Source organism: Agrobacterium sp. LR_9, from assembly GCF_041954855.1.
GTDB lineage: Bacteria > Pseudomonadota > Alphaproteobacteria > Rhizobiales > Rhizobiaceae > Agrobacterium > Agrobacterium leguminum.
Genome location: NZ_JAVAYA010000008.1, coordinates 165,676 through 181,430, shown reverse-complemented (window position 1 = coordinate 181,430; position 15,755 = coordinate 165,676). Strand labels below are relative to the sequence as shown.

Sequence of the window (15,755 nt, the reverse complement as noted above, 5' to 3'; positions counted from 1 at the left end):
TATCAACACTCAAGATCATCAGACCTGTCTAACCCAACGTTGGAGTTCCGGCGATGCGAAGCTGTGCCTTTTCATGCGGAAGATTAATGCTCGCGTTCGTATTGGCCATTACCTCTTTCGTGACAGCGTTCCTGATCCCGACAGAACCAGTCCGGGCGGCTCCCGGCGTCGTCACGCTAAGTTGCACGCCACCGGCAGCCGATCCCGAAATCGCGGAACTGGCCCGGGCGTTGAATTACAACTTAAGTCAAATCTACGAGTACATTTACTACAACATCGAGTTCTCGCCGACCTTTGGGCTCAAAAAAGGGGCATTACAAACGCTTCTCGACAAGCGGGGAAACAATGCGGACCAGAACCAGCTGTTCGTGACGCTTTTGCGTCAGTCCTGCATCACCGCAAACTTCCGTTATGGCAATGCCAATCTTTCCGGAGCAGCAGTTTCGAATCTGCTCGGCGTCGATGATGACGCGGCATTGATTGATCAGGCGCTCGGAAACGGATCTATTCCCAATTGCATCCGCATGACGGTTGGCGGCGCATGTGTGACATCGGGACTCAACCCGGCACAGGTCACGCTTACGATGCTGAACACGGAAGCGACCGTGGGCACGACAACGTACAGACTTGATCCATCATTCAAGTCTTTCCAGTACTATCAGCCGATAGATGTCGCGGCGGCGATGGGTTACGACCGTTCGGCGTTTCTGACTGCGGCGACAGCCGGATCTTCGACCGTCTCGGGCTTGCCTGCAGGTGTCACCTCGCTCAAGAACGTCAACAAGACGAATATCAGTACTCAACTGAACACATACGCAGCTACGCTCGCCAGCTATATCGGGACCAATCACGCTGCCGCATCAATGGCCGAAATCTTCGGCGGCCGCGTTATCACAAATACCAACTATGGCTCGACATTCGACCCGCTGACCTCGACGTGCAGCGAGATATCAGCATGCGGACCAGCGACGAATTCACTCCGCACTGCAATCACGGTCGCAATCTCGGACAATGGTACGAGCCCGACGGTTACGAAGACCTACTTCACCGATGAAATCGCTGGCAAAAGGCTAACGCTAACCTACAGTTCGTCCAAACAACCGATCCTGAAACTCGACGGAACAACAGTGGGCACCGGCACCGCGACGGCTGCAACGTCCCAAACCATTACCTTCACCGTCTCGATGCCATATGCCACCCTGTTCAACAATTACAGCGTCACGGGAAGAGTGTCCGTCGGTACCACTTATGCATATGTTCTGGTGCTCTCGGCCGGTGAGATCGGTCGAGACGCAGTGACGCGTTTTCAGAGAAAGGTTTCAGCGGCGGTAGCGAGTGGTGCGGCATCCACATCCGAGGAGGTAATGGGCGGAAACCTTGCGACCATTAGCGCAGCTTTCTTTGCGCAAGCCTATGAGAGCTCGAGGGTGGCCGACACCTTGTTCAACATCGCAAGAACTGCCCATGCTGATATGGGTATCGTCGGCTGGAACAGCGGCGCGTATATCGATATTCGTGCGAGCCTTGGAAGTTCCAACAAGAAGAAGGCGAGCGTGTCCGATGCGACATGGGCTGGCCTTTTTTATGCTGCCGCAACGCGTATTGCCACGCTTGAATCCTCCACGGTTAAACAGATGCAGTCCGTCGAAGCGGTATCGACGCCGCGTATGTTCGACTACACGAATGGAGCCGGCGCGGGCTTCATTGAGGCAAACGACTCGAACTGGCTTTCGGTTGTCAGACCGCTCCTCAGCGGATGGGCGACTGCCGATCTAAACAACATCGACGCGTTCTTCGCAGCACCGAGCAGCGGGGTGAGGACGCTCGTAATTCCGCAAAATGGCTCCCGAACCGTCAACGCGTGGGTCGGGAATGGCTACTACCAGAAGGAAGAGGTGTATTCGGGCAGCACTTATGTCTCAAGTGCGTATTCAGCGAGGATCGCAGGCGGCTATAAAGGAGGTTACTCTTCTGTACAGACGTCTTTGCGAAACTCCTTTGCTGCGAGCGCATTGACAAACCAGACACAATTCCGGCCGCCGTCGTCTTTAGATCCGATAGATCTTCGTTCGGGGAGTTTCTATTATGACCACGATGATATTTTCGTGGGCTCGCGCGCCTTTCCTTTCGGGCTGACAGTGTCACGGAACTATGACTCTGGTCGCCGCACTAGCAAAACAGCCCTGGGATATGGCTGGCGACACAATTTCATGCTTTCTGCTTACAGAGACAGCGATCCGTACGAAGCTTTTGGAGATCGCAACCCGCTGGCCGCGGTGACGACGGTTGCAGCATCCTACGTCATCGGTGACGTGCATAGCTCTACAGCCACGCCTGAGATAACCCGCGCTGTCACGGCTTCGCTAGCTGCCAGCTGGCTGATGGATCAGTTGGTTGAAAATGCCGTTACCGTTGAGACCAATGAAGGAACACGACGGTTTGTGCGAATTCCAACCGCGTCTGGAACGTTCACCTATGTTCCCCCACCCGGCGACGGTTCGACATTGACTCTGCCCGCGACAGGTAATGCGGCTGTCATCACTGATAAAAACGGCATCGTCACAACCTTTGATACAGATGGCTTTATCGCTTCGTGGAAGGACAAGAACAACAACACAGTCACTTTCACCTATGCGGGATCGGGGGCGAGCAAGAGGCTATCCACCGTCGCAAACGGCATGGGTCGCACGCTGACTTTCAGCTACAACAGCTCAAATCAACTGACGGGAATTACCGACGGAACGCGAACAGTAAACTATACCTACGATTCTGCCGGAAATCTGGCCACGTTCAAGAACGCCCTAACCGCCACGACGACCTATGATTATACCGCCGGTCTTGGGCTTCTCACCAAGGTCTTCAACCCGGCATTTCCGGCATCGCCCTTCGTTACCAATGCTTATGATCCATCCGGCAAAATCCTCACCCAGACCGATGCGCTCAATAACGTCTGGTATTATATGTTTGCCAATGGTTTCCGGGGGCAGGAGGTCGATCCCCTCGGGAATACCCGGGCCCTGTACTATGACCGAAATGGAAACCTTACCGACGACATCGATCAAGCCGGGGGCCATTACATCTACAAATATGATGGCGTTGGCAGGCGCATTCGCACAATCCGGCCGCTCGGGAACTATACGAGCTACACATATGATACGAAATCAAACATCCTGAACCAGACAAAAACGCCGATTCCTGGCTCACTAGACCCACTGACCGGGCTGCCAATGGCTCCGATAACCGAGAGCTGGACTTACACGGCTCTCTCAAAGCCCGATACCTATACAGACCCACGCGGCGGTGTGACGACCTACACCTATGACAGCAATGGCAATCAACTCACCGTCACTCAGCCTGCCGTCTCCAAGCCCGGTGTTTCCGGCACAGTTCAACCTGTGACAACGACGACATACAACGCGCGTGGTCTGCCGTTGACGATCACCGATCCCGAAAGCCGGGTGACCGCCTTCACCTACAACACGACGAACTTCAACCTGCTGACGAAGGTGGAGGATTCCGGGACTGGCCGACTGAACCTGACAACGACCTATACCTATGACACGGTTGGCAACCAGATCACCGTAAAGGACGCGAAGAACAACACGACGACCAATGGTTACGACAATGAAAGACGGCTCACCCAGATCACCCCACCGTCTCCATTCGCGGCGAGCCTGACGCAGTATGTCTATGACACGAATGGAAACAGAACGGATGTAAAGCAGGCAACGGGTATTTCCGGAAGCCCTTGGCTCACCACGACGACCGCATACAATGCCGCGAACAAGCCAACAGTCGTCACCAAACCCGATAGTAGTACGTCGACGACGGCCTATGACGTGGTTGGTCGTGTTTCAACAGTCACGTCATCGTCCGGACGACAAGTGTTGACGGCCTACGATGCCGTGTCACGCATTACACAAATTACCGATCAGGTTTCTGGAGCGCTCGACCCGTCGATTACTGCCAACCTCGGACCGGTCGTGCGAGAAACACGAACATACTTTCAGGGTGGATTGCTTGCGACTCTGAAAGACGGCAAAAACAACACGCTGACCTATCAGTATGATGGCTTCGAGCGGCAGGCGCGGATAAATTATCCCGATATCGCAACCGTTCCGGCTGACTACGAATTCCTTGTCTATGACAAGGCCGACAACCTGCTTGCCTTCCAGCGTCGCGGTGGCTCCCAGATCTGGTACACATATGACGCTTTGAACAGACGATTGAGCAAGGCACCGACAAGCGCGGCCACCATAAGCTATGGATATGACTATAGTGGGCGCATGCTTGCAGCGACGAACGGATCGAGTTCGAGTTCGTCTCTGACATTCGGCTATGATACAGCAGGGCGGCAAACCAGCGAAGTGAGTGGTCTCTTCAGCACCAGTTCGTTTGTTTTGGATGCCAACGGAAATCGAACAAGATTGACTTTGCCCACCTCGGTCGGTACCGCCAACGTTTTCTCGTATGAGTTCGATAATCTGAACCGATTGACGAATGTCTATAACGGCACGGTATCTGCGGCCAATCGTGTCGTCGGTTACACTTACGATACGGTCGGCCGGCGCTCTGCCTCTTCATATGGGCCGAGTTCGGCTCCGGTAAGCTCGACGTCCGCGACCTTTAACGCCGTCAGCCTTCCCGCAACTATCAATTATACATGGAATGGTTCGACGCTTGGTCTTACCTACGCGTACAATGCGGATCAGCAGCGGAAAAGTCTGACGGCGACCGACGACACGTTCTTACCGTCCGGGCTTGCGGCGCTGACAAAATCTTACACGTCGAATGTTCTCAACCAGTATAGCGTCGTATCGGGAACAACCCACACATATGACTCACGCGGCAATCTGACGTCCGACGGCACATGGACTTTCGGTTACAATACTGAAAATCAGTTGGCGACCGCGACCGGTTCCGGCCAGACCATAACCTTCGCTTACGACGCCCTCGGTCGACGCTTCCTGAAACATGTGACCGTCGGTTCCACGACAACGACGACAGGCTGGCTTTCTGTCGGGGATCAGGAAATGGCCGAATATTCCGGCGTTGGCACGATCTCTATCAATCGGCGTTTTGCCTATGGGGTGGGGCTGGATGAGCCCATCGCCAGCTTCAGCACATCAAACGTTCCAACCTACCAATTTAGCGACGCGCTCGGATCGGTGATCGCGCTGACAAACTCCGCGGGTCAGGTCGTTGAGAAGCACGCTTATACAGCCTATGGTATTGAGAAAGTAACCGGCACGAACACTGCTGCTTACCGATTTGCGGGACGGCGGTTGGATCTGGAGACCGGGATCTACTACAATCGTGCGCGGTTTTATTCACCTACGCTTGGGCGATTCCTACAACCGGATCCGATTGGAACTGATGATGACGTTAATCTATATATTTATGTTAAGAATGATCCTGTCAACTTGGTGGATCCCCTTGGATTAAGCGCGGCAAGCTACGACGTTGCAGCCGAGTTTGGGCATGGATCAAGGCATGTTAATCCGGCAATAGTCCCGGGCCTGCAGAGTGCGATCAGTAGAGCGCTCCCACAGACAATGCCGATGGGGATATATGGTGTGGGCGTGATATACTATGGAGGTCAACCGTATGAATTTAGGTATTACGGCCTCGGTAGTTACGTAAATGTTGGAACGTACTTTCCCATTGTGAGATGAGGTAGGGCACTTGTATGTCACGGGACTTGAGCGACGAAGAAAAAAAGCTTTTGCGCACGTTGGTTGGAGAGCGACCGCCGTTTGCCGTAGAATTTGAAAAACAGTTGGAGGGCTGTCTCGCCGATGAAGTGGAGGATGGAGGGTTAGAACTCAAACCCGTTAGAGGCAATAGAATTAAAACTCATGACACTGTCCTTGGAAGTGGCTCGATCTATGATGTTGACGGCGTGCCAGTAATATTTGATCTGCTTCAGTACGATGGATACATTGCTAAATTACTCATTGAAAAAGCAGATTCCAGTCAAATTAAGAGCGTTTTAGATTACCAACAGGTTATGGCACTAGGATATGGAAGAGGGATCACTTTGGAGCGGTAGTCTCATCAACAAAGAAGCAATGAAGGCTGCCATTTTGCAAGGGCATGTTCAACTTGGACCTGAAAAACCCGTAAGCTATCTTCCGCTCAACACGATTGAAAATATGTTGGGGTTAACTGTCGACCGGTACCGAGAAATGCTTCGGGCAGGAGGCAACGAAAGCATGCTATTCGAGGATCAGCAATGCGCGATAAACTCGGGTGCGGTTTACGGTTATAACGTTCCGGCATTGGGAGTACTGCTCAGGCAGTTTAATTCAATACTGATTGCAAATGGCTGGCCGGATGCGCCGGAGCAATTCGTCGAAAAAATTGCACGCAACTGGGTTGAAGACGTTGACGCCCCTCTTCTCTTAATAATCCGCGCCGCATTTGGAGACAACGGAGATTAAACGCGCGACTTTGTGCGTAATGAGCGAATGGCACTGGGATCACTCAGGCCGCTAACGACCGGGAGATAGAAAAAGACGCATATAATCACCATTAAAAATCGCGTTCGCAAAAAAGCTGGACCGTATCGACGTGAGCATTCCTTCCAACGCAACTGAGGGGGCCCGGCTTAGCGGCGCTTGTAGAGAACGAGCTGTACAAATACTTCGCAGGCACAGTCCTCGTATTCCGCTCACGCGTTGCCGAAGCGATCTGGAGCGCCGTCCTTGACCTATCCGGCCAGCTTCGTTTTCCCGCAGGTCCTGACGCAATTGCGCTGTCTCGGGTGAACTGACGATCGATAGCGGCCTGACCGGACATTGCTCGGTTGCGGCGTTTCAGCCGGCGATATGCAGATGGCAGATGTTTCAGCACATCTGCCATCGACTTTACCAAAGGTCACGCAGGTTCCGCCAGCACTCTTCCCGTAATCTCAGGCCACAACCCCTCCGTCACCGCCATCAATGCCGGCGTTGCGGCGGCGACCCACGGGATGCCGCTACCGGGGCGTATTCCGATACGGACATCGAGACCCGCTTCCCTTGCGAGAACGACGCCGCCGGCGATATCCCACATGGTGGTCAGCTTCTGCAGATGGCCGTCGAAGATGCCGCGTGCGGCAAAGGCAAGGCCGATCGATGTCGAGCGGATGGATTCCACTACCCAGCCCGCATGCCGAAGCCCGACGTTGAGGGCCGCCACCTCCGCGGCATCGGCAGCGGCGCTGTCTCCGAGCGACATGACCTGCACATCCTCGAAAGGCACGTGGCGGGCAAGCGGTTTGCCGTTGAGCATCAGCCCGGTCCCATCAGCCGCCGCGTAGATATCCCCGAAGACCGGGATCGCGACAATGCCGAGTTCCGGCCGGCCACTGCGCACGAAACCGAGCGAAATGCCCCAGAGCGGCGAGCCGCGCAGGAAATTGGCGGTGCCGTCGATGGGATCGATGATCCAGTAGGCATCATCGGCCACACCGCCCATTTCTTCGCCCAGCACGGCTTCGCCCGGAAACGCCGCGGCCAGCCGCTCGCGGATGAGTCTTTCGACCGTAGTGTCGGCTTCCGAGACAAAGTCCTGAAAACCCTTCGTCCGGGTGACGATGGCATCGCGCGCCTCGAAAAAGCGAAGGGCAAGGCCCATCGCCTCCTCGATGATGGCAACTGCGCCTTCAAGACGTTCGCTCATCGTGCCCACGCTCTGCCTGTCACACCCGCACCCGCGTTCAACCAGCCGGTGAAGGCTTCCACCTCATCCGTCTGGATCGCACCGACGCCGGCCTCGGCGAGAGCGCCCCACACGGCTTCTGGGTCTGCCAGTGCGCGCGTGTCGTTGAAATCGAGGCAATGGGAGACGTCGAGCGTGTTGATCCAGAGACGGATATTCTGGCGCTCCATCTCGGCACGACCTTCGGCCAGATCGGCTATATCGGTGAATTTCACCTCGATCATCGGCGCACGCAACGCCTCGATACGGCGCAAATCTTCGGCGAACTTGCCCTTCCGCACCGGGAACATCGGCATATGCGGGATCTTGCCAAACCAGTCGGCATCCAGCACCTCGAAACGGCCCGCTTCGGGATCGATATCTGTCTTGACCAGCACCTGATCCTCGACGCCAAGCCGCAGCACGGTTTCCATGACCTGCGGCAGATCGCGGGTGAATTTCGTGTCGATATTGACGGTGATCCTGCCGCGCGCCTCTTCCAGCAATTCTTCCAGCGTCGGCACGCATTCATCGGTCACGTCAGCCGCATCGCCGCCCGCACCGGCCTTCAGCTTCGCTGCGCGGACCACCTCGAACGACAGCGCGCTCACGGTTCCCTTGCCCGTCGTGGTGCGGTCGAGCGTTTCGTCATGAATGACGACCAGCCGGCCATCGGCCGTCGCCTGTGTGTCGATTTCGATCATCTCGACGCCGGCCGCGACCGCAGCGCGGACGGAGGCAAGCGAGTTTTCGGCAGTGGCCGTCCAGAAACCGCGATGGGCGATGGTCAGGATGGCCGGATTGTCGCGCGAGCAGAGTGCGAGCACATTGCAGGGATTGGAGGTCTTTCGGGAGGTGGCAAGGGTCTGGTGCATGGTTTTCACTTTCGGACGTTGCAATTACCGGGTTTGGCTGCCCGGATCAGATTTTTCCCATGCCCGCCGCCATCAGATCGTCGCGCAGGATGCGGCCGGCGATGATGAAAACGACGAGTGCGGGAAGAAGCAGGATAAAAGAGACGATGGCGGCGAGCGGCAGCTGCATCGAATAGGGATCGAGATACATGTAGAGCTTGATCGGCAGGGTCTCGACGACAGGCGCGCCGACGATGAAGGACTTGTCGAATTCCTCGAAGCTGCCGATGAACGACATTAGCCCGCCGGCCAAAAGCCCGGGCACCGCAAGCGGCAATATGATGTGAATGACGATGCCGACTGTGCCCGCGCCGAGCGAGCGCGCGGCATGGATGAGATCGTCGGGAATGGTCTCCAGCGCCGCTGTCATCAGCCGGATCATCAGCGGCAGGGTGCCGACGATCTGCACGAGAATGACCCCCGTTACCGAATAGGCGAGACCGAAAAGCAGGAATACCTGACCGATGCCAACGGCGACGACGAGCCCGGGAATGATGATCGGCGCCAGAATGAAGATTTCCACCAGCCGTTTCAGCCGGAAGGGAAAACGCGCCATGGCCCAGGCGGTGGGCAAGGCGATGGCCGCAGTCAGGAAGGTGACGACGATGGCGATGAGGATGCTGTTGACCGCAGCGCGGATGAGGCTGCCATCGCTCAGGATGCTCGCCCAGCGCGCCGTGGTGTAATCCTTCGGCACGATGAGCGGTGGCGACCAGCCGTCGGCAATGCTCCAGAGAAACATCAGCGCCAGCGGCACGGCGATGGCGAGCGTCAGCGCGCCATACAGCCCGATCGAGACAAAAATCCGGTCCTCGGGCGTGAAGGCGCGGCGGCGGGGAGTGATGGCGGGGTCGATGGTGATAACACTCATCATGCGTCTCCTCGGTTTTGCCCGGGGCCGATGCGGGATGTGAGGGAATAATAAAGAATAAGCACGCAGACCGCGAAGAGGCTCAGCACCATGCCCATGGCATAGACCTGGTTGAAACGTCCCTGGTTGAATTCCTTGACCATCAGCACCGAAAGCGGCCGAGCCGTCGGCGGACCGACGATGTCGGGGATGGCGTAAGAGCCCATGGAACCGATGAAGGTCAGAAGAATGGCGGCGGTGATGCCCGGCATGGCGAGCGGCACTTCCACGAAGAAGAATGTCTTCAACCGCGAAGCGCCAAGCGTGCGCGAGGCGTAACGTATATCCTCGGGAATGGCGGCAAAGGCGCTGGTGATGATCAGCGTCATGAAGGGTATCTGCTTCCAGACGCTGGCGAGGATGACGCCGACGCCCCAGTCGTCGCGTACGAGCTTGGGCAGTTCGAGCCCGAGCGGCGCGACCAACCGGTCGAGGAACCCGCCCCTTTCGAAAACGACGATCACCATCAGGCCGACGATGATGCCCGGCACCGCCATCGGCAGCTTGTAAAGGCCGCTGAACAGTTTTCGCCCGAGAAAGCTCTTGCGTATCAGAAGCGCCAGCGGCACCGAGGCCGCAAGCGAGACGATGACAGGCATGACGCCGTAATAGATGGAGGTCGTAAGACCACGGATCATCGACGCGCGGGTGAAAATCCGCTCATAGAACATCAGCGTGAAACTGCCATCCTCCTGCCTGAAGCTGCCGATCAGCGCCGACAGCAGCGGCCCGCCGAAGAAGACCAGAAGATACCCAACGCCCGGCAAAAGCAGGAATAGAAGCTGGGCCCGCTTGTTTCGAAGGAGCCCGGCCATCATGCCGCCTCCCCCGCCATCCTGTCATCGAGAAGATGGACCGAACCGGGAAATTGCAGGGCCACCCTTTGCCCGGCGTCGATCAGGGTTTCCGCGCCGGACTGGCTGACCCTTATCTGGCGGCCGCCGATCTCGACCGTATAGAGCGCATTGGCGCCCATGAAGGAAACAGCGGAAACCGTGCCCTCACCGGCCTGATCGGCACGGATCTGGATATTTTCCGGACGAACGGAAATCTGGACATTGCCGGCGGCAACCCGATCAAGCGTCACGGACTGGCCCCAGGGCAATTGCGCCTGCTGGCCCTCAGCGGAGACCGGCAAAAGATTGGTTTGGCCGAGGAAGCCGGCGGTAAAGGCGTGTTTGGGTGAGCGGTAAAGCTCGAGCGGCGTGCCGATCTCAACCACCCGACCGGCATTCATGACGACGATCCGGTCCGACATCGCCATGGCTTCGGCCTGATCATGCGTCACATAAAGGCTGGTGGCGCCGATGCGGCGGTGAAGCTCGGTCAGCTCATGGCGCAGCGTATCGCGAAGTTTGGCATCGAGATTGGAAAGCGGCTCGTCGAACAGAAGCAGGCTCGGCTGCATGACAATGGCGCGCGCCAGCGCCACCCGCTGCTGCTGGCCACCGGACAATTGCCGGGGCATGCGATCCACCAGACCGGTGAGATTGCAGATATCAAGCGCATGGGCGATGCGGCGGACCCGCTCATCCTTCGCGACCTTCTTCATCTTCAGCCCGAAGCCGAGATTTTTGGCGACCGACATATGCGGGAAAAGCGCATAGGACTGGAACACCATGGCGATATCGCGCGCTTCCGGCGGCGCCTGATCGATGCGCTTGCCGCCGAGCCGGATTTCACCGCCCGAAGGTTGACTGATACCGGTGAGGATGCGCAAAAGCGTGGACTTGCCGCAACCCGAGGGCCCAAGAATGGTGACGAATTCGCCCCGCTCGACGGCGATCGACACGGGATGAAGCGCCCGGCTCGCCCCGTAGTCCTTGCAGATATTGCTGATCTCAAGTTCGCTCATGGCGAGCCTCCCTCATATTTTTGACCAAGGCTATCCGGACCGTGCAGCCACTTGCGGCACACGATCCGGCAATCCTTGTCGCGTTACTGGTTGAGGACTTTTTCATCGAGCGCTTCGGCAAGCGCTGTCGACATGTCCCAGAAAGCCGGCAGCGACAGGCGCGGATAGACGCTCTGGGGCAGCACATGCTCCTGCACAGCCTTCGGCATCAAATCGTTGGTGACATCGGCGCGTGGAGAACGGGAGGCCTTGTTTTCCAGCTTCCAGAGCTGGAATTCCTTACTCATGGCCATATCGATCAGCAGCAGCGCCGAAGCGACATTGTTGGCGTTGGCCGGCACGAACATGGCGTCCCCAGAGCCAACCTGGCCCTTTTCCAGAAGCGTGACGCGGAAACTGTCGGGCAATTGCTTGGTGCCGAGGAAGCTCATGACCTGATCTTCCCAGACGGTGCCCATGTAAAGCTGCTGATTGTTGATGAGGTTGAGCGTATCGGCATTGCCATTGGTCAGCTCAGCCACGGCCAGAAGACGGCGGTAATAGTCCCAGACAGGCGTAAGGCACTCGGACTCCATCGCCCAGTCTTCGGCCTGCTGCAGCGTCTGGTTATAGTCGGTCAGCTGCTTGCGGCAGTCGCCGGTGAGATAATTGAGAGCCACCGAATAGATAAAACCGCCGCCCGAGCCGCCCTTGGCCGGCAGGGTGACGCCAAGCCGCTTGGGGTTCTTTTCAGCCCAGATGAGAAGATCCTCGAAGCTTTTCGGCACATCCTCGGCCTTCACGAAGGCGGAATCGTAACCTATTGCGGTCTGGTTGAGATGCACCAGCGGGAAGCTGCCGCCATGCGCCTTGCCGAAGACGGTTTCGGCCAGTTCCGGATTGTAGTTGGCCATGTTCGGCAGGATTTTCGTCAGCGCAATATTGCCGACAACACCCTTGGCAGAGAGCAGCGGATAGCTGCCGCCACCGGCGAAATAAGCGTCGACGGGCGAATCCTGCCCTGCCGCGTGCACCGCGATCAGCTGCTGGTTCGCCTGATCGCCCTTCACGTCGCTATAGGCGACCTTGATACCGTATTTGGCTTCGAAACGGGTGATCAGTTCCTTCCACGTATCGGCAAAACTGCCGGCGAAATTATACATCGTCACCGAGCCCTCGGCTTTGGCGGCGGGAACGACGATGTCGTAGAAATTGTCGCGCGTGACCTTCGAAAGATCGAAGTCGAGGTTTTTCATATTGCTGTCAGCGGAAAGGCACGGCGCTGCCGTCGTCGCCAGCGCAAGCGTGGCGATCGCAAGAAATTTCATGCGCATTGAATGGTTCCTCCTGGGGACCCGTTGTAGACCGGCCCCTTATTAATACACTCTAAGTGTAATATTTGTGACAGTCCAGTGAAAAATGCTGTCGCAAACCAATGCCCCGTGTTGCCGCTGCCCCGCACAGCCGTTATCCAAGGCCATGACAACAGATCAGACGCCGCACCAGACCTTCGATCGCCAGCCGCTTGCCAGCGAGAATGAGCGTCTCATTCTGGATATCGTGCGCCGCCATGGGCCCATCGCCCGCGCATCGATCACCGGTCACACGAACCTGACGCAGCAATCCGTGCATCGGCTGATCGAAGGTCTGCTGGAGCGCGGGCTTCTGCGAACCGGCGCGCCGCTCAAGGGCACGCGCGGCCAGCCGAGCCCCACCATCGAACTGGTGCCGGAAGCGGCCTATTCGCTTGGCATTTCCATCAACACCGACTCCGTGGTGATCTGTATCGCCGATCTTCGCTGCGACGTGATCGTCGAGGAAAAACTGAAGATGCTTCCGGAGGACCGGGAGGAGACGCTTGTCGCTTTGTCTCTGGCCCTCGACAGGCTGCTCTCGGAACATCGCATCCCGCGCGAGCGCCTGCTTGGCCTCGGCTTTTCAATGTCCGGCTTCTTCGTGTCTGAGGACCGCGCCTTCAATGCGCCGGAGCCCCTGCGCGACTGGTCGCTGATGGACCTGAAGCCGATCCTTGAGAAACGGTTCCGCCTGCCGGTCTGGCTGGAGAACAACGCCACCACCGGGGCGATCGGAGAAAGCCTTCGCGGTGTCGGCTCCTGGTGCCAGACCTTTGCCTATCTGTCGTTCAATTACGGTTTCGGCGGCGGGTTGATCCTCAGTGGCCAGCCGTTTCACGGCTTTCATGGCAATGCCGGCGAATTCAGCGGCATATACAGCCCGGATGAATCGCCCAAACGCCCGGCCCTGCAATATCTGATCGCCACGCTCCAGAAAAACGGCGTCGACATCCATTCCATCGAAGCGCTCTATCAGCAATTCGACCCCGCATGGCCGGGCGTCGAGGAGTGGCTCGCCGAGACGATGCCGCAGGTGGACAGGCTGGTGGCGAGCCTGATCGCGGTTCTCGATCCGCAGGCTATCGTCTTTGGCGGGCAATTGCCGCGTGCGCTTGGCCGGATGATGATCGAACGCACGCACATGCCCTCCCGGCGCGAACATCGTTACGGTGTCGGGCCGAAGGAGGCGAAGCTGGTTCTCAGCGAAACAAAGGGCGATCCATCCGCCATCGGTGCGGCGCTGCTGCCGCTCAGGGTGCGCTATTTCCTGTAACTCAGCCCAAGCGGCCTGATGTAATCCCGCAACAATCATCACGGAAACGTGAGCCTGATTTCGCCCCCGGTTTTTTACTGGTTGGCAGCTTGCATCCGAAGGCGATAAATATGATTAGAAATATCATGTTTATCGCGACATTGACGCAGCATATCGAGCTGCTTCATGCGCCCAGCCAGTACGTCACCGGGTCGATTGATGAGCAAAGCCCTGTTACAGGTTCTCGATGCGGAGGAGGAAAGCCGCCTGATGCGGTTTTTCCGCCGGCGTTTGCAGAACCGGGAAGACGCTGCCGACGCCATGCAGGAAACCGTGCTGCGGGCGCTGGAGGTTTCTCATGCGACGCTGATCGACAATCCACAGGCCTATCTCTTCCAGATCGCCCGGTCCGTCGCCCGCCTGACGGCCATTCGCCAGTCACGAGAGCGGCCGTTATTCGCACCTTACGAAGACGGCTTCGCCGTTGCCTGCGAAGAACCGGGGCAGGAGCGGATCGTCGCCGGGCGGCAGCACCTTATTTTAATGGCGCGCGCCATCGAGGCACTGCCCAAGCGTTGCCAGCAGGTCTTCGTGCTCAGCCGCCTGCATGGCCATTCCAACGGCGAAATCGCCGCCCTTCTCGGCATTTCCCGCAACATGGTGGAAAAACACATCATCAAGGCGCTGCTGCACTGCCGTCAGGTCCGCGCGCAAATAAAAATGTAGACCGGCATCAGGTGTTCGCATCCTTTTTCACTCTATAAGGGAAAAGGAACACATCTCAGCACGCAACAAACGGCAGATCAGGACATGAACAAGCGCCCGGACGGTCTGAAGGATAACGGCTTGACCGATGACGGTCTGGCCGAAGAGGCCGCGCTGTGGGTGGCGCGCATGCAATCGGCAGACGCGACGGAAGCGGAGCGCGAGGCGTTTCATGTCTGGCTGCGGGCCGATGCCGCCCATGCCAGCGCCTATGAGGACATGCAGAGCCTCTGGGGTGAGCTTGGCGATATCGAGCTTGCGCCGGTCGAGCAGCGAAAACGGCGCGGACCTCGACGGGCAATGCTGGCGGGTATTGCCGGTCTCTGCCTCATCGGGCTTGCAGCGCTGTTTGCGGAGAAAAGCGGATTGAAGGACCGCTGGCAGGCGGATTATTACACCGAAATCGGCGAAACACGCATGCTTTCGCTGGAAGACGGCAGCCGCATCAGCCTGAACACCGACACGGCGATTGCCGTTCATTATTCGCAAAAGGAACGGCGCATCACCCTTCTTCGCGGCGAAGCTTATTTCGATGTCGCCAAAAACCCGGAGCGGCCCTTCATCGTCGAGGATGGAGCGCTGACGGCAAAGGCGCTCGGCACCCATTATTCGGTGCGCACCGGCAATGGCGCGCTGCCGCAGGAGGTGCAGGTGGAGGAAGGCCGGGTGGAGGTGACCACAGGCGCCGAGATCGCCGTGCTGACACCCGGAGAGGCCGTGACCCTTGGTGGCGACGGCAGGCTGGTGCGCGCCCGCAAGGATGTCGCCAACAGCATGGCCTGGCGCGAAGGCAAGCTCGTCTTTTCCGGCCAGCCGCTGCGCGAGGTTCTCGATATTCTCTCGCAATATCGCCGGGGCCGCATCGTCATCCTCGATGAGGCGGCGGCGAGGCAGCACGTCTCCGGCATCTTCGACCTGAAGGACACGGATCAGGCGCTCACCATTCTCGAAGAAAGCCTTCCCGTTTCCGTATCGCGACTTTCCGGAATGCTGGTTTTCGTCCGCTCGCGATAAAATAACTTTTTTCGCAGATCCGACGTCA

Annotated in this window: 12 protein-coding genes and 1 pseudogene; 7 read left to right on the top strand and 6 right to left on the bottom strand. The window is 57.7% G+C overall.

Annotated elements, in window-relative coordinates:
* The first annotated feature begins 86 nt into the window (after window positions 1-86).
* From RAC79_RS12230 to RAC79_RS12215, 4 genes and pseudogenes are all read left to right on the top strand, one after another.
* A complete protein-coding gene (locus RAC79_RS12230) occupies window positions 87-5,675 on the top strand; it encodes an RHS repeat-associated core domain-containing protein (RefSeq protein ID WP_174013886.1) in 5,589 nt (1,862 codons plus the stop codon).
* 26 nt (window positions 5,676-5,701) lie between these two features.
* The gene (locus tag RAC79_RS12225; protein ID WP_125146017.1) at window positions 5,702-6,052 is read left to right on the top strand and encodes a DUF6984 family protein; all 351 of its coding nucleotides are present in this window, start codon (window positions 5,702-5,704) and stop codon (window positions 6,050-6,052) included.
* A complete protein-coding gene (locus RAC79_RS12220; protein ID WP_125146018.1) occupies window positions 6,024-6,443 on the top strand; it encodes a hypothetical protein in 420 nt (139 codons plus the stop codon). Before RAC79_RS12225 ends, RAC79_RS12220 begins: the two co-directional genes overlap by 29 nt.
* A 194-nt stretch (window positions 6,444-6,637) precedes the next feature.
* Window positions 6,638-6,775, top strand: a pseudogene (locus tag RAC79_RS12215) (short-chain dehydrogenase/reductase); the annotation flags it as partial.
* Between the two features lie 104 nt (window positions 6,776-6,879).
* On the opposite strand, the gene RAC79_RS12210 reads toward RAC79_RS12215, so the two are convergent.
* The 6 genes from RAC79_RS12210 to RAC79_RS12185 all read right to left on the bottom strand — a co-directional run bounded on the left by RAC79_RS12210 (window position 6,880) and on the right by RAC79_RS12185 (window position 12,675).
* Window positions 6,880-7,665 carry an inositol monophosphatase family protein gene (locus RAC79_RS12210; RefSeq protein ID WP_080857958.1) on the bottom strand — a complete coding sequence of 262 codons (786 nt, stop codon included), beginning with the start codon at window positions 7,663-7,665 and terminating at the stop codon, window positions 6,880-6,882.
* Window positions 7,662-8,558: a glycerophosphodiester phosphodiesterase family protein gene (locus tag RAC79_RS12205; RefSeq protein WP_080857957.1), complete on the bottom strand. Its 897-nt coding sequence runs from the start codon at window positions 8,556-8,558 to the stop codon at window positions 7,662-7,664. The genes RAC79_RS12210 and RAC79_RS12205 overlap by 4 nt, the downstream gene beginning before the upstream one ends.
* A gap of 46 nt (window positions 8,559-8,604) precedes the next feature.
* Window positions 8,605-9,468, bottom strand: coding sequence for an ABC transporter permease (locus tag RAC79_RS12200; RefSeq protein WP_125146020.1), 864 nt, complete (start codon window positions 9,466-9,468; stop codon window positions 8,605-8,607).
* Window positions 9,468-10,322 carry an ABC transporter permease gene (locus tag RAC79_RS12195; RefSeq protein ID WP_080857955.1) on the bottom strand — a complete coding sequence of 285 codons (855 nt, stop codon included), beginning with the start codon at window positions 10,320-10,322 and terminating at the stop codon, window positions 9,468-9,470. The genes RAC79_RS12200 and RAC79_RS12195 overlap by 1 nt, the downstream gene beginning before the upstream one ends.
* Complete coding sequence (locus tag RAC79_RS12190; RefSeq protein WP_080857954.1) at window positions 10,322-11,362, bottom strand: ABC transporter ATP-binding protein; 1,041 nt, start codon at window positions 11,360-11,362, stop codon at window positions 10,322-10,324. The genes RAC79_RS12195 and RAC79_RS12190 overlap by 1 nt, the downstream gene beginning before the upstream one ends.
* An 83-nt stretch (window positions 11,363-11,445) precedes the next feature.
* Window positions 11,446-12,675, bottom strand: coding sequence for an extracellular solute-binding protein (locus tag RAC79_RS12185; RefSeq protein ID WP_080857953.1), 1,230 nt, complete (start codon window positions 12,673-12,675; stop codon window positions 11,446-11,448).
* Window positions 12,676-12,820: 145 nt separating this feature from the next.
* Here RAC79_RS12185 and RAC79_RS12180 point away from each other — a divergent pair, with 145 nt between their 5' ends.
* The 3 genes from RAC79_RS12180 (at window position 12,821) to RAC79_RS12170 (ending at window position 15,727) form a co-directional block, all read left to right on the top strand.
* Window positions 12,821-13,969 carry an ROK family transcriptional regulator gene (locus tag RAC79_RS12180; protein ID WP_142845176.1) on the top strand — a complete coding sequence of 383 codons (1,149 nt, stop codon included), beginning with the start codon at window positions 12,821-12,823 and terminating at the stop codon, window positions 13,967-13,969.
* Between the two features lie 198 nt (window positions 13,970-14,167).
* Window positions 14,168-14,674, top strand: a complete 507-nt coding sequence (locus RAC79_RS12175; RefSeq protein WP_142845177.1) for a sigma-70 family RNA polymerase sigma factor — start codon at window positions 14,168-14,170, stop codon at window positions 14,672-14,674.
* An 84-nt stretch (window positions 14,675-14,758) separates the two neighbouring features.
* Entirely contained in the window at window positions 14,759-15,727 is a 969-nt protein-coding gene (locus RAC79_RS12170) for a FecR domain-containing protein (protein ID WP_374997066.1), read from the top strand.
* Window positions 15,728-15,755 lie beyond the last annotated feature (28 nt).

What these genes read in the sequence shown, in the direction of transcription:
- RAC79_RS12230 (WP_174013886.1), top strand. Translation starts at nt 87, where the DNA reads ATGCTCGCGTTCGTATTGGCCATTACCTCTTTCGTGACAGCGTTCCTG.
- RAC79_RS12220 (WP_125146018.1), top strand. Translation starts at nt 6,024, where the DNA reads ATGGAAGAGGGATCACTTTGGAGCGGTAGTCTCATCAACAAAGAAGCA.
- RAC79_RS12210 (WP_080857958.1), bottom strand. Translation starts at nt 7,665, where the DNA reads ATGAGCGAACGTCTTGAAGGCGCAGTTGCCATCATCGAGGAGGCGATG.
- RAC79_RS12205 (WP_080857957.1), bottom strand. Translation starts at nt 8,558, where the DNA reads ATGCACCAGACCCTTGCCACCTCCCGAAAGACCTCCAATCCCTGCAAT.
- RAC79_RS12200 (WP_125146020.1), bottom strand. Translation starts at nt 9,468, where the DNA reads ATGAGTGTTATCACCATCGACCCCGCCATCACTCCCCGCCGCCGCGCC.
- RAC79_RS12195 (WP_080857955.1), bottom strand. Translation starts at nt 10,322, where the DNA reads ATGGCCGGGCTCCTTCGAAACAAGCGGGCCCAGCTTCTATTCCTGCTT.
- RAC79_RS12190 (WP_080857954.1), bottom strand. Translation starts at nt 11,362, where the DNA reads ATGAGCGAACTTGAGATCAGCAATATCTGCAAGGACTACGGGGCGAGC.
- RAC79_RS12185 (WP_080857953.1), bottom strand. Translation starts at nt 12,675, where the DNA reads ATGCGCATGAAATTTCTTGCGATCGCCACGCTTGCGCTGGCGACGACG.
- RAC79_RS12180 (WP_142845176.1), top strand. Translation starts at nt 12,821, where the DNA reads ATGACAACAGATCAGACGCCGCACCAGACCTTCGATCGCCAGCCGCTT.
- RAC79_RS12175 (WP_142845177.1), top strand. Translation starts at nt 14,168, where the DNA reads ATGAGCAAAGCCCTGTTACAGGTTCTCGATGCGGAGGAGGAAAGCCGC.
- RAC79_RS12170 (WP_374997066.1), top strand. Translation starts at nt 14,759, where the DNA reads ATGAACAAGCGCCCGGACGGTCTGAAGGATAACGGCTTGACCGATGAC.